The following is a 14,271-nucleotide window of genomic DNA, read 5'->3' as shown; positions in this document are numbered from 1 at the left end:
GATCGTGTCCTAACACTACTACGTTATGATAGTTATAACTTGCTAGAGAAACGATAGCCAGCACCACGTACTGTTTGTACTAATCTATCATGTCCCAATGGTGCAATCGCCTTGCGTAAGCGACGAATATGCACATCAACTGTTCTGTCTTCAACGTACACATTTGTTCCCCAAACATGATCAAGCAGTTGTTCACGGCTATAAACACGTTCTGGGTGCGTCATAAAGAAGTGTAATAAACGGAACTCCGTTGGCCCCATATCCAACTCACTTCCCGCAGAGGTGACGCGGTGAGAAATTGGATCTAAGCGCAAGCCATGTACTTCAATGGCTTCTTCTAGCGAAGTAGGTGATACACGGCGGATCACCGCTTTGATCCTTGCCATCAGCTCTTTCGGTGAAAATGGCTTAGTGACATAGTCATCCGCGCCCACTTCTAAACCTTTTACTTTATCTTCTTCTTCACCACGTGCAGTTAACATGATAATTGGGATCTGACGCGTGTATTCGCTTTGCTTGAATTTTTTAGCAATCTGAATACCACTGCCACCAGGCAACATCCAGTCAAGAAGTACCATATCTGGGTATGGTTCAACCATTGCGGCGATAGCAGAGTCATAGTCTTCAGCCTCAATCGCTTGAAAACCATTTTGCTCTAAAACAAAAACCAGCATCTCTCTAATAGGTGCTTCATCATCAACTACAAGTACTTTACGTGACATCCCAATGTTCTCTTTTCATTACCGAAGTTGCTGTCATTATTATGACTTAGTGTGACAGTTTTATGAAATTGTAACTCGGATCTTAAAAAGCCGCCAAAAAATAAAGAAATTATATTTCTTCTTGTGGCGGCTATGTAGCTTATTGATGTTACTAGATTATTTTGTTTTTTGAAATTAAATATTAAAAATCATAACGCAAAGTTAAGGCCATATGATCCTCATCAGGCGTATTATCTAAACTAAACTGTGAGTACCAAAAATACATACGCGCTTGCTTTGAAAGGCTTTTTTCTACACCAACAGAAGTGGTACTGCCTGAGTCTGACAATTTACCATGCGCTCCATCTGAATCTTGGTATTGAGCCAATAATTTATAACTATTAATTTTATATGACGCACTGACAACAAAGCTGTCTACAGTATCGCTGCTATCAACTTTTTCACTTTGTTGATAAGCTCCACCAATCGTAGCATCACCAATACGACCTTGCACCGTGACTCGATTAATATCGTAGCCAGCAACCTCATTGTCATGGGCAATACTGACATAGAGGGGCGTTTTCTTAAGATTGCTATCACCATACATACCTGCAATAGAAACACCTGACTTACCTTTTTGCTTGCTGTTATCTTCAGCAATATAGCTCACCACAAACTTCAAATGATTTAGTTCAGGCGTGGTATATTGAATAGTATCTCCGAGGCGGTTCTCGCCAGCAAACGATTGTTTTATATCGGCTTCAAAGTCATTCATCATATCAATTTTGCCTTGCGATTTTTTCATCGCAGTATCATCACGGCCAATCAATACTTGCCCAAAACTGCCCTTAAGCCCTACATACTGAGAGCGAGCAGTAATATTCTCACCACTTTTACCGTCTTTATCGTTATCGGCGGGATTAACTTCAAATTCATATTTAAAAAACGCTTCCAGCCCTTCACTTACCTTAGCGTCCCCTTTAATACCTAGACGAGACGCGTAACTTTCTATGCTTGTCTCATCTTCATTGCTTACGTCACTATATTGCACACCAGCATGTACACGCCCATACACCTTAACGTCTTCAGCATTGGCAAAGCCTGATGATATTAATAAAAAAGAACAAAAAACCGTTAACTTAGTTGTTTTCATTTTTTGCGCAGCCTCAGTTAATGAAGATCCAAAGTCCAAACTCCGTGGGCTTGTATAGCGATAGTAAATTAAAGAACTACAATATAAAAACTAGACGTTTCCCAGAGGAGATCAAGGAATAAACCATCCTGGGATCAAATTTATACTAAGCATGCTATTTTGGATCAAATTCTTACTAAGCGGATCAGCTCGGGATCACTATATTACTAGCTTACGTTACACTAAAAGCCTTACTAACCATGGAATTAGTTAAAAACCCTGCAAAAACCGCCATATCGATGATCATTATGGCTCAAGCTGGTAAAACAGTGATCCAAACCAGCAGAAACCACTAACTTATTGATCTGAAAACACGATCTGCTAGTAAAATTTTGATCCAAAAAAAAGCCTCGAAATAGAGGCTTTGATCAACTAAGGCTTAAGTTAGTTATTATTTGATCTGAGCGTTTAACTCACCAGACAAGTAACGTAAGTGCATGTCATCCAAAGAAATTGGCTTTATCTTGCTTGCGTTTCCAGCGGTACCAAAGGCTTCATAACGGGCAACACAGATCTCCGTCATCGCCTTGGTTGCTTCAGCTAAAAACTTACGAGGATCGAAGTTGGCTGGGTTATGCGCCAAGTGACGGCGAATAGCACCTGTTGATGCCAAACGTAGATCCGTATCAATATTTACTTTACGCACACCATATTTGATCCCTTCCACGATTTGCTCTACTGGCACACCGTAAGTTTCCGGGATCTCACCACCATACTCATTGATCACAGCTAACCAGTCTTGAGGCACTGATGATGAACCGTGCATAACCAAGTGCGTGTTTGGAATACGCGCGTGAATTTCTTTAATGCGGTTGATTGCAAGGATGTCCCCTGTTGGTGGACGTGTAAACTTGTATGCACCATGCGACGTACCACATGCAATCGCTAATGCATCAACACCCGTTTTGCTCACAAAGTCAGCAGCTTCTTCTGGATCGGTCAAAAGTTGATCGTGTGATAATTTACCAACGGCACCAATGCCATCTTCTTCACCCGCTTCACCCGTTTCCAATGAACCTAGTACACCAAGCTCACCTTCCACTGATACGCCACATGCATGCGCCATTTCAACTGTACGGCGAGTCACATCTACATTGTACTCGTAACTTGAAGGTGTTTTACCGTCGTCAAGCAATGAGCCATCCATCATCACAGAAGAAAAGCCAAGTTGAATCGAGCGCTGACACACCGCAGGAGAAGTACCGTGATCTTGGTGCATTACCACTGGGATATGTGGCCATTCTTCAATTGCAGCTAAGATCATATGACGTATAAATGGCGCACCAGCGTAAGCACGAGCCCCCGCAGAACCTTGCACAATCACAGGGCTGTTTGTTTTGTCAGCCGCTTCCATGATGGCGCGCATTTGTTCTTGGTTGTTAACGTTAAAAGCTGGAACCCCATAACCATGCTCTGCTGCATGATCAAGAAGTTGACGCATACTGATTAAAGCCATTTTGCTTTCTCCAATAGTCGATAGCCGAAACTATCTTGTTTGAACGGGATAAATTGTTTTGTGGCTTTGCCACGTTTATTTGCTGCTATCTAAGTGAGAGTGACAACAACAAATAAGGCCAGCGAACGCTGGCCTTTTAAAAATTACACGTTTGCTCTTTTCTCAAGCATAGCTACTGCAGGCAGTTTTTTCCCTTCTAAGAACTCTAAAAAGGCACCACCACCCGTAGAAATATAAGAAATATCATCAGCAACACCGTATTTATCAATTGCCGCTAAGGTGTCACCACCACCCGCGATTGAAAATGCTTTTGACTTAGCGATGGCGTTTGCGATTGCTTCTGTGCCGTTACCGAATTGATCAAACTCAAATACACCGACAGGACCATTCCAAACAACGGTGCCTGCTTGTTCGATGATTTTTGCTAACGTATTCGCAGTATCAGGACCAATATCAAAGATCATATCTTCATCAGTCACTTCACTCACATTTTTGATAGTCGCGACGGCTGACTCTGAGAACTCTGTACCTACAACCACATCAGTTGGTACTGGAATATCACCGTCATTTGCACGCGCAGCTGCGGTTAACTTGTTTGCTTCAGCAATTAAATCTTTTTCATACAGAGACTTACCAACTGGATGTCCTGCAGCAGCAATAAAAGTATTGGCGATACCGCCACCGGCCACTAGCTGATCAACCACTGTTGACAATGAATCAAGTACCGTTAGTTTCGTAGATACTTTTGAACCACCCACAATCGCAACCAATGGACGTGCAGGGTTATCCAGTGCTTTACCCAATGCATCTAGTTCAGCAGCAAGCAAAGGGCCCGCGCATGCAACTGGCGCATATAAGCCCACACCGTGGGTTGAAGCCTGAGCTCTGTGCGCCGTACCAAATGCATCCATGACGTAAACATCACACAATGCCGCTAATTTTTTCGAAAGCGTTTCGTCATCTTTCTTTTCACCGACGTTGAAGCGTACATTTTCAAACACCACAACTTCATTGTCTGCAACATCAACACCATCAAGATAATCAGTCACCAAACGAACGTTTTGCTCTAGTGCATCATTTAAATAATCAACAACCGGTTGCAGTGAAAATTGGGCATCATACTCACCTTCCGTTGGGCGGCCAAGGTGTGACATCACCATCACTTTAGCGCCTTTTTCCAAGGCTAGTTTGATGGTTGGTAAAGATGCTCTGATGCGCGCATCGGAGGTCACTTTGCCTTCCTTAACAGGCACATTTAAATCTTCGCGAATTAAAACGCGCTTGCCGCTTAAATCTAAATCGGCCATTTTAATGACTGACATGGAGATCTCCTTTATTTACGATACTTCTTTTATTCAAATTGTTACTTGGCAGCGTGCATCACCACCGCAGTGTCGAGCATACGATTGGCAAAGCCCCACTCGTTATCGCACCACACCAATAATTTTACTAACCGTTTATGACTAACTCGTGTTTGCGTGCCATCAATAATACAAGAATGTGCGTCATGGTTAAAATCCACCGACACGAGCGGCTCTTCGGTGTAACTTAAGATGCCTTCTAATCGGCCTGACGAAGCCTGTTTGAGGATATGATTGACTTTGTCTATATCCACATCCTGATTAAGCGTAACACTTAAATCCATCGCGGTAACATTGATGGTTGGCACGCGCACAGCAATGGCCTCAAATCGACCATGAAACTTGGGTAAAATACGTTCAATGCCGCGTGCAAGTTTTGTATCCACAGGAATAATTGATTGACTCGCGGCTCTCGTTCTACGCAAATCGCTGTGATAAGCGTCAATCACTTGCTGATCATGCATCGACGCATGAATCGTGGTGATCGCACCCGATTCAATACCAAATGCGTCATCCAAAACTTTAATAACAGGTACAATACAGTTTGTAGTGCACGAACCATTTGAAACGATTGTATGCTCAGCAGCAAGCTGCTCATCATTGATACCGTACACAATGGTCGCATCCACATCAGCATCAGCTGGTTGAGAAAATAAAACCTTTTTTGCGCCAGCGTTTAAATGCTTTTGCGCATCTTGGCGGGAGTGAAAAACACCGGTACATTCCAATACCACATCAACATTCAACGCATGCCAAGGTAATAAGCTTGGATCGGCTTCACTGAATAACTGAATGTTGTCACCCGCAACGTTTAAATAAGGTGCTTGATGGTTTACTTCAAAAGCGAATCGTCCATGAGAAGTATCGTATTTTAATAGATGCGCGACCCCTTTCGGGTCTGCTAATTCATTTATCGCTACAATTTGGATCTCATGCTGGCGACCAGACTCGTATAAAGCGCGCACGATATTGCGCCCAATACGACCAAAACCATTTATTGCCAGTTTGATTGTCATTAAATTGAAAATCCAGCTAAATGCAAAAAATAAAAGGAGCGTTTGCTCCCAAAGATGGCGCTATTGTAATCGACCAAGCATAAATGTGTAAGGGAAATGACAAACTTTTTTAAACTAAGTCGGCCAATTTAATGCATTTTCCTGCACCGATTGCACTCACTTGAGCAAGCAATAGTTCAGCTGTTGCAAGTGCGTCACTGAGGGCATGATGACTGTGAGAATCAGGCAACTGATAGCGTTTTCTGCAATTTGTTAGCGTCAAGCTATCCTCTTTGATCGCGATACCCTGACGTTGTAAACGCCTTTGCTCAATTTTAAATGTATCAACAACGGCGAGCGGTTCAACGGGCACTTTGAGTTGCGAACATATACGGCGAATATATTGCCAATCCAGTGCGGCATTGTGGCACACTAACACGCGTCCCTGCATCGCTTGCGCCAGCTGCGTTATGATATGCGATAGCGGTTCCCCCGCTTCGAGTTGCTGCTCATCAATGCCATGGTAGATAGGGCTTTGCGACAGTGTTTTAACTTCTTTATTGAGGAAATAACGGGCCGTTTCTAATTCGATTTTACACGCGTCAATATGCAACCAACCAATCGACACCATTTCGTTATGATTACTGTCCAAGCTGGTTAGCTCCAAATCGAGCACCAAATAAGTGGGGGTATCAAACGCCAACTTTTTCAATCTAAAGTACCTAAGCACACCTTGCCAGAAACGTTTTAACATAGTTATAAACTACCTCTGGCAAACTTAAATGCGCATGCCTGTTGTGCTTGTCTCACCAAATAAAATGCTTCTTTTAGTTGATGACGCTCTAATGATGTTAAATTTTCAGGATTAACACAGTTCTCAGGAAGGCGATCCTGATCAAGTTGTGTTTTAAAACGCAGCTGAGTAAAGAAACGCCAACAATCTTTTAAGTCATAAATGTCTTTTTTACTGAGTAAACTGTCCTCTAACAATGCTTCTAATCGTTCTAGTGTATTTGCTGTTTGTATTCCTGCTTTCAGAGCATATAAACGCACTAAATCGTTAATGATCACCACACCTCGCCGCTTGAGATCCAAATACTTGTGCTGATGTTGATCCTTTTCTAGTTTAAATTGCTGAAATAACCCCAGAGGCACTGAACTCATGTTGATATCCGTGGCCATCGCGGCATAAAACAACTCATTTTTAGTCAACTGATTTAACTGATTAGTAAAATCCTGATACAAAACACTCGAGCCATCAATAAAGCGTAAATCAAAATAGATTTTGCAATTGAGCATGGCTTTTGGCGTTGGCTCGTCAATCCATTTTGCAAACCGTTTTAGCCAACTAGAAAGTGTCCCACAACACTGTGGGTTACTGGCCATAATATTGCCCGGGCACAGCTTGATGCCGCACACAGCCAATTGTTCACATACAAAACGTCCCATATGAATAAAGTATTGCAGCTGCTCTTCATCCACGTCATTGGCGAGTAACAGCCCATTGTCTTGATCGGAGTGCAAAGTTTGCTCTTCTCGTGCTTGAGAACCAAAACATATCCAGCTAAATGCGCAAGGTGCTTCACCATACTGTTGTTGAAATAAGTGGATTAATCTCGACGTCAACGCATCACTGATGCCACTGAGCAACTTTCCTATCAAAGAAATATCGTCAATGTGACGCGAAAATCGCTTTAACAACGGCTCAACTTCTTGCGCGTGTAGTTTCAATTGGGCCACACTTTGCGACTTATATATCTTACCTATTAGTTGTACCGGATCACTTTTTTGCTGGCGCAGTAAATCGGTACTTGTCAGCATCCCCAAGGGTTTAAAATGCTCATCTAGCACTGGCAAATGATGAATATTATGCTTAAGCATCAAATGCAGCGCCGAAAAAACGCGATTGTGCTCAAAAATATATTTGGGCGAGTTGGTCATAATAGTGGCAATACTTTGCTCAGGATCGACCCTTTTAGCTAACACACGATTACGCAGATCTCTATCTGTCACGACGCCTATCAATTTGTCATTTTCACTAACAATGATAGATGACACACTGTGCTCACTCATCGTTTGTGCGGCTTCAACAATACTTGCCATCGATGTTAAAGACACCGCGCCTCGGCTCATCACTTCCTTCACTTTCTTCTCTGACCAACTATCGCGTTGTTGCTGGTAATGGGAAGAAAGTAATCGGTTGGCATGGGCCTTAACAAAGTGTTGCTCAAATGCTTTGTATTCACGGCGCAAAAATTCAAAGTCAGCTTCTTTGAGCACATAAACCAAACCGGGTGCAGTCACGTGCAACTGATTCTTTATAGGTTCACCAGTAAGCAAAGAGGGATAACCAAAGTAATCACCTTGCGCAAGACGAGTAATAACATCTCCATTTGGATTGATGAGATCGTAGCTACCCGAGCGCACTAAATATAAGCACACATTGCTACTTTTCAGCCATTGATGTTTGTTGTGCTCGGTCAAATAGATCACATCTAAATGAGTAGCAAAAAAATGACTGGCCGCATCAGGAAGCTGATTAAAAGGGGTTTGCGTTGAAATGAACTGCTTTACTTCAGCAATCTCTGCTGTCATGCCGTTCTCCTTCTGAGCAACAAACAAAGAAACTCAGCCAAGTAAGCTGAGTTTCTTTTTACTTACATTTGTTTTAGTGCGCGTGTGCGGCACTGGAACCTTTTGGATTACGTATACTCTCTACCATTTGCTGTACCTCCACAGGCGTTTCAGCAGTCAGCTTCAGTACAAGTGCCGCTACCACGAAGTTGATCACCATACCGACAATACCAATCCCCTCTGGTGAGATCCCAAATAGCCAGTTTGCTGGTGTATTCAATTCTGGGCTTACAAACTTGAAGTAAATGATATAGGCCGCAGTAAATGTGATCCCCGTCACCATTCCCGCAATCGCCCCTTCTTTGTTCATGCGCTTTGAGAAAATACCCATAATGATCGCAGGGAAGAAACTTGCTGCCGCCAAACCAAAGGCAAATGCCACAACTGACGCCACAAATCCTGGCGGGTTAATACCAAAGTATGCGGAGATAGCAATGGCCACCATGGCCGACAAACGCGCTGCAAGGAGCTCTTGTTTGTCACTTATGTCAGGCTTGAGTGTACGTTTGAGTAAATCATGTGAGACCGAGGTGGAAATAACCAACAACAAACCTGCCGTGGTCGACAGCGCGGCCGCAATACCACCAGCGGCGACTAACGCAATCACCCACGCTGGCAAATCGGCTATTTCTGGGTTTGCCAAAACCATAATATCGCGGTCAATCTTCACTTCGTTTGCGCTGTTGGGGTCTTCTATTTTGCCAGCTGAGTAAGACATTTTGCCGTCGTTGTTTTTATCTTCAAAAACGATTAGGCCCGTTCTTTCCCAGTTCTTAACCCATGTGGGTGCATCCGCGTAAGCGGTACCACTACCATCTTTGCCATTAATCGTGTCGATCATGTTGACCCGCGCAAATGAGGCTACCGCCGGAGCTGTGGTGTACACGATAGCAATAAAGACCAATGTCCAAGCCGCTGAAATTCGCGTGTCCTTTACACGAGGCACCGTGAAAAAGCGTACAATAACATGCGGTAAACCAGCAGTCCCCACCATTAACGCAGCGGTAATGGCAAACACATCAATCATACTTTTTGAACCTTCAGTGTACTGTGCAAAACCCAGCTCGGCACTGAGGCCATCGAGTTTATCGAGAACATACATGCCCGAACCATCCGCCAACGTCGCACCGAAGCCTGTTTGTGGTAATAAATGCCCAGTCATCATCATCGAGATAAAAATTGCAGGTACCAAATAGGCAAAAACCAATACACAATATTGTGCAACTTGCGTATAGGTGATCCCTTTCATGCCGCCTAGCACTGCGTAGAAGAATACGATCACCATGCCAATATAAACACCGGTTTCAATATCCACTTCTAAAAAGCGCGAGAACACCACGCCCACACCGCGCATTTGCCCAGCGATATAGGTAAAGCAGATAAAGATGGCGCATAAAATGGCAACCACACGCGCCACCTGCGAGTAATATCTGTCACCAATGAAGTCCGGCACGGTAAACTTGCCAAATTTACGTAAGTAGGGTGCTAAACAAAGCGCTAACAATACGTAACCACCAGTCCAGCCCATCAGATACACGCCACCATCGTAGCCTGCAAACGAGATGATCCCCGCCATAGAAATAAATGACGCTGCACTCATCCAGTCCGCAGCGGTTGCCATGCCATTAGCGAAGGGTGGTACGCCACCGCCAGCAACATAAAAGTCTTTTGTTGAGCCTGCACGCGCCCAAATCGCAATGCCGATATACAGCGCAAAGCTTAAGCCAACAATAATAAAAGTGAGAGTTTGTACATCCATTATTGTGCCCCTTATTCGTCTACGCCGTATTTTTTATCAAGCGCATTCATTTTAAATGCGTAGACAAAAATCAAAGCCACAAAGGTATAAATTGCGCCTTGCTGAGAAAACCAAAAACCCAATTTGAATCCGAAAAAACGAATTTCATTGAGCACATCTACTAATAAAATGCCAAAGCCAAACGACACGACAAACCAAATTGTCAGTAGCTTGAACATCAGGGCGAGATTTTCTGACCAGTATGCTTTTGCTTGTTCTTCGTCTTTAAAAGCCATTTTGTATCCCCTTTCATTGGCAAAATGCGCCAATGTGTTGGTGTTAAATTGTCATCAATTACCTTAGCAATGGCTTTGCAAGAAGGAATTGAGACCTTAGTCGTAGCAACTTCGTTACGTTTACGTAAACTGCACCTTGAGAAACATTCATAAAAATAAAAATATAATAAAAACAATCAACTAGATGTTAAAGCACATTTTTAAGTGACGATGCTTGAGAAATATGACGCTTATACGACATTAGTCTAATCAACGCGAAAATTAATCTTTATTCATTATTAACAACAGCTTATATAAAAACTCTCATGAATGGTCATACAGACATTGACGTAATTTATGGTATGGTTGGGTCATATCAACTCAATAAGAACAATCATGACGGCAGCGCTCGTATTTGTGTCGGTGTGTTATATCGGCGTACTATTTTGGCTAGCAAACTGGGGGGACAAAACCACGCCAAAAGCCATGGCGATTAGTCGCCATCCATTTGTGTATGCCTTTTCACTTGGGATCTATTGTACCTCCTGGACATATTATGGGTCTGTTGGCACTGCCGCAGAAAGCAGCTGGCACTACTTACCTATTTTACTCGGCCCCGCATTGTTATTTTTCTTTGGTCATGGCTTTTTAAGAAAGCTGATATTGGTCAGTAAAAAGCAAAACATCACCACCATCGCAGACTTTATTTCAGCGCGTTACGGTAAACGTCAGGCCACAGGTGTGATGGTCACGATGATTGCACTGCTTGCCACCATTCCCTATATCGCTTTGCAACTTAAAGCACTGAGCAGCAGCTTTTTGCTGCTACAGCAAGGAGAGCAAGTTTCAGGCTCTGTGCTGGCTCTGGTTGGTACATTAATCATGGCCCTGTTTGCTATTTTTTTCGGTACGCAAAAAGTGGATGTCACGGAGTATCGCTCAGGATTAATGCTCGCGGTCGCTTTTGAATCTTTAGTCAAGTTACTGGCGCTTGGCGCAGTGGCCGCCTTAGCTATTTATGCTTTGCTGCAAAAACCAGAAGATACAACCCCTTTGCTCGCGCACTGGTTTGAGTTTGAATCGTTCAACTTTAACTTCTTCGGTCAAACACTGATGGCCGCCGCGGCCATTATTTGTTTACCCCGACAGTTTCACGTCACTGTGGTTGATAACCTAGATAGAAAGCACCTGAATACTGCAAGATGGGCCTTTCCTCTGTACTTATTGTTAATTGGCGCGATGATCATTCCTATCGCCACCGCAGCAATACACCCACAAATAGGCTCAGGCATGGCAGCCGATAGTTTTGTGTTGGCACTGCCGCTCACGCAAGATCACCCTATTATTACTACCTTTGTGTTTATTGGTGGCCTTTCTGCTGCCACCGCGATGATAGTGGTTGCGACGCTCACGCTCAGTACCATGCTTTCAAACGATGTTATTTTGCCTTTGTTTTTAAAACGAAAGCTAAAACGCAGCGCACTCACTCGTAACTACAAAGCATCCATTTTGAATGTACGTCGAGTCACCATTGCCGCTATATTGTTGCTGGCTTACTTGTACCAACAATGGTTTGGTCATGGTGAGGCCTTAGCGAACATGGGACTGGTCGCCTTTTCATTGGTCACCCAATTACTGCCAGCCATTGTCGGTGGCTTGTACTGGCGTAAAGGCCATGCTTATGGTGTTTATGCAGGTTTGTTGGCCGGTTTTGTCTGTTGGTTTCTATTTTTGATGGTCCCTGTCATGGACGCTGGCGTTGCACTCGATTACGCATTAAGACAAAGCATCATTACACAGGGTACTTTGGCTGCACTGATTGCGAATATCACTTGTTATGTGAGTTTCTCGCTCGCAGCGCATGAGCGTCTAATCGATAAAATCCAAGCGGCGGCATTCGTCAATCCAAAAGAACAAGCGACCTTCACTAAACGAGCCAATAAACACGTCAAAGCCAGCATCTATGATTTCAAAGTGCTACTGCAAACTTTTTTGGGTATCCAACGCTCTGGACAACTTCTCAGTCATTACGCGCTCACCCATGATATTGATAACAACAACGCCCACCCTGACCCCGACTTTATCGCCTATTGCGAGCGCGCTTTAACAGGTGTACTTGGTGCGTCTTCCGCACAAGCACTGATCCAAGCGGTTTCCTCGGGCAAGCAAATGGCATTTGAAGAAGTCGTCAATTTTTTTGATGAAACCACCCAAGCGCTGCAATTTAATCAAAACTTACTCTATACCTCCCTTGAAAACCTCAGTCATGGTATTTCGGTGGTAGACAAAGACCTAAATTTAGTGGCGTGGAACAAGCGTTACACTGAAATGTTTGACTATCCCCCCGCATTTTTAGAAGTCGGCCTCCCTATCGAAAAAGTCATTCGCTTTAATGCCGAGCGCGGTGAGTGTGGTCCCGGCGAGATTGAGCAGCATGTTGAAAAACGCGTGCAGCATTTGCGTAATGGCACGCCCCACCACTTTATTCGCCACAGTAAAGACGGCCAAGTTTACGAAATGACGGGTAACCCTTTGCCCGAAGGCGGCTTTGTTACCAGCTTTTCTGACATCACCATGCACATCGCCACGCAAAATGCGCTGGAAGAAGTAAACATGGATCTGGAAAACCGCATTGAAGCGCGTACCCAAGAGATCAGAACCATTAACACCGATCTACAAGCGCAAATTGCGTCACGTATCGATACAGAGCAGGCGCTGATGGCCGCCAAAAAGGAAGCCGAACAGGCGAATGACAGCAAAACACGATTTTTAGCATTAGCGAGCCATGATATTTTGCAGCCGCTCAACGCTGCAAGGCTTTACTTGGGAGCGATCAATGAGCAAGCTTTAAGCGCGCAAGATCAGGGTAATTTTGAAAAACTCAGTGACAGTCTCGATTCCACTGTCCATTTAATGTCTGCGCTACTTGATATCGCCAAACTGGAACAAGGCGCAATGAAACCTAGCCCCCGGCATTTCAATATTGACGATATTCTCAGCCCTCTCGCCAACGAATATGCCATTGTCTCTGCGGAGAAGGGTCTCACATTAAAAGTACGTAGCAACCATCTCATCGTGCATAGTGATACGACGTATCTGCGCCGCATTATTCAAAACCTGGTCTCTAACGCCGTGAAGTACACAGAGCAAGGTAAAGTACTGGTAGCCTGTCGAGATAGAAAACACAGCTTGCGATTGGAAGTATGGGATACCGGCCCCGGCATTGCTGAGCATCAATTAAATAAAGTGTTTAATGATTTTTATCGCATCAAAACCAATGATAACAAAGGCGTTGGTTTAGGACTGGGTGTCGTAAAAAGGCTATGTGATCTGCTTAGCATCGAATTAGAAGTGACTTCTGTTGTCGGTAAAGGCAGTCGCTTTAGTATTACCATTCCAAAAGGTGACATTCAGTTAGCCGAGCAGAAAGAATCGCGGTCTGCCACTGCAAACGAGGCCATTGAGCAACCCAGAGTGCGCGTTGTTGCCATAGACGATGATCCTAAAAACCTACAAGCCATGGCGAGCCTATTAGACAAATGGCAATGTGAGTACCAACTTTTTGAAACGGCTTTTGACGTATCTAGCTATGCAAAAAGTAACCCAGCGCCAGATATGCTATTGGTGGACTACCAATTAGGCACTGATCTAGATGGCTTATCCCTCATTGCTAAGTTACGTGATATTTGGCAACAGCCTGTACCCGCGGTTTTGATCACCGCAGTGCGTGATGAAGCGGTTAAAAGGCAAGCCAAAGAGGCCAAAGTGCATTATTTGTCGAAACCAGTTAAGCCTGCAAAGCTTAAAGCGCTGTTGCAATATGCAGGCTTCCAATAGCCTCTGCAATTTCCGCTATGCTCTCTTAATTTGAGCCCATTTTATTAAAAAATTAATAAAGTGACGTATGATCATGCAGTTA

The 14,271-nt window shown here is 43.9% G+C and carries 10 protein-coding genes; 1 reads left to right on the top strand and 9 read right to left on the bottom strand.

Annotated elements, in window-relative coordinates; genetic code table 11:
- Positions 1–32: 32 nt before the first annotated feature.
- The 9 genes from phoB to AC5FX4_RS05180 all read right to left on the bottom strand — a co-directional run bounded on the left by phoB (position 33) and on the right by AC5FX4_RS05180 (position 10,373).
- Positions 33–722, bottom strand: coding sequence for a phosphate regulon transcriptional regulator PhoB (phoB, locus tag AC5FX4_RS05220; RefSeq protein ID WP_070985814.1), 690 nt, complete (start codon positions 720–722; stop codon positions 33–35).
- Between the two features lie 181 nt (positions 723–903).
- Complete coding sequence (locus AC5FX4_RS05215) at positions 904–1,854, bottom strand: porin (RefSeq protein WP_493605416.1); 951 nt, start codon at positions 1,852–1,854, stop codon at positions 904–906.
- Positions 1,855–2,284: 430 nt separating this feature from the next.
- Positions 2,285–3,349 carry a class II fructose-bisphosphate aldolase gene (gene fba / locus AC5FX4_RS05210; RefSeq protein WP_493605415.1) on the bottom strand — a complete coding sequence of 355 codons (1,065 nt, stop codon included), beginning with the start codon at positions 3,347–3,349 and terminating at the stop codon, positions 2,285–2,287.
- 143 nt (positions 3,350–3,492) lie between these two features.
- Positions 3,493–4,671, bottom strand: coding sequence for a phosphoglycerate kinase (locus tag AC5FX4_RS05205; RefSeq protein WP_493605414.1), 1,179 nt, complete (start codon positions 4,669–4,671; stop codon positions 3,493–3,495).
- A 41-nt stretch (positions 4,672–4,712) separates the two neighbouring features.
- Positions 4,713–5,726: an erythrose-4-phosphate dehydrogenase gene (gene epd / locus AC5FX4_RS05200; protein WP_493605413.1), complete on the bottom strand. Its 1,014-nt coding sequence runs from the start codon at positions 5,724–5,726 to the stop codon at positions 4,713–4,715.
- A gap of 109 nt (positions 5,727–5,835) precedes the next feature.
- Positions 5,836–6,459, bottom strand: coding sequence for a 3'-5' exonuclease (locus AC5FX4_RS05195; protein ID WP_493605412.1), 624 nt, complete (start codon positions 6,457–6,459; stop codon positions 5,836–5,838).
- Positions 6,460–6,461: 2 nt separating this feature from the next.
- Positions 6,462–8,300, bottom strand: a complete 1,839-nt coding sequence (locus tag AC5FX4_RS05190; RefSeq protein ID WP_493605411.1) for a DUF294 nucleotidyltransferase-like domain-containing protein — start codon at positions 8,298–8,300, stop codon at positions 6,462–6,464.
- Between the two features lie 73 nt (positions 8,301–8,373).
- On the bottom strand, positions 8,374–10,098 hold the full coding sequence (locus AC5FX4_RS05185; RefSeq protein ID WP_493605410.1) for a sodium:solute symporter family protein: 1,725 nt from the start codon (positions 10,096–10,098) through the stop codon (positions 8,374–8,376).
- 11 nt (positions 10,099–10,109) lie between these two features.
- Entirely contained in the window at positions 10,110–10,373 is a 264-nt protein-coding gene (locus AC5FX4_RS05180; RefSeq protein ID WP_493605409.1) for a DUF4212 domain-containing protein, read from the bottom strand.
- Between the two features lie 375 nt (positions 10,374–10,748).
- Here AC5FX4_RS05180 and AC5FX4_RS05175 point away from each other — a divergent pair, with 375 nt between their 5' ends.
- A complete protein-coding gene (locus tag AC5FX4_RS05175; RefSeq protein ID WP_493605408.1) occupies positions 10,749–14,189 on the top strand; it encodes a PAS domain-containing hybrid sensor histidine kinase/response regulator in 3,441 nt (1,146 codons plus the stop codon).
- The last annotated feature ends 82 nt before the right edge of the window (positions 14,190–14,271 follow it).

The sequence above is a fragment of the Pseudoalteromonas sp. ATL1 genome (assembly GCF_058933015.1).
This window is presented reverse-complemented; position numbering and strand designations above follow the sequence as displayed.

Bases quoted from the DNA above. Each gene is read 5' to 3' on its own strand.
- AC5FX4_RS05180 (WP_493605409.1), bottom strand. From the start codon at position 10,373: ATGGCTTTTAAAGACGAAGAACAAGCAAAAGCATACTGGTCAGAAAAT.
- AC5FX4_RS05205 (WP_493605414.1), bottom strand. From the start codon at position 4,671: ATGTCAGTCATTAAAATGGCCGATTTAGATTTAAGCGGCAAGCGCGTT.
- AC5FX4_RS05190 (WP_493605411.1), bottom strand. From the start codon at position 8,300: ATGACAGCAGAGATTGCTGAAGTAAAGCAGTTCATTTCAACGCAAACC.
- AC5FX4_RS05195 (WP_493605412.1), bottom strand. From the start codon at position 6,459: ATGTTAAAACGTTTCTGGCAAGGTGTGCTTAGGTACTTTAGATTGAAA.
- AC5FX4_RS05175 (WP_493605408.1), top strand. From the start codon at position 10,749: ATGACGGCAGCGCTCGTATTTGTGTCGGTGTGTTATATCGGCGTACTA.
- AC5FX4_RS05185 (WP_493605410.1), bottom strand. From the start codon at position 10,098: ATGGATGTACAAACTCTCACTTTTATTATTGTTGGCTTAAGCTTTGCG.
- epd (WP_493605413.1), bottom strand. From the start codon at position 5,726: ATGACAATCAAACTGGCAATAAATGGTTTTGGTCGTATTGGGCGCAAT.
- phoB (WP_070985814.1), bottom strand. From the start codon at position 722: ATGTCACGTAAAGTACTTGTAGTTGATGATGAAGCACCTATTAGAGAG.
- AC5FX4_RS05215 (WP_493605416.1), bottom strand. From the start codon at position 1,854: ATGAAAACAACTAAGTTAACGGTTTTTTGTTCTTTTTTATTAATATCA.
- fba (WP_493605415.1), bottom strand. From the start codon at position 3,349: ATGGCTTTAATCAGTATGCGTCAACTTCTTGATCATGCAGCAGAGCAT.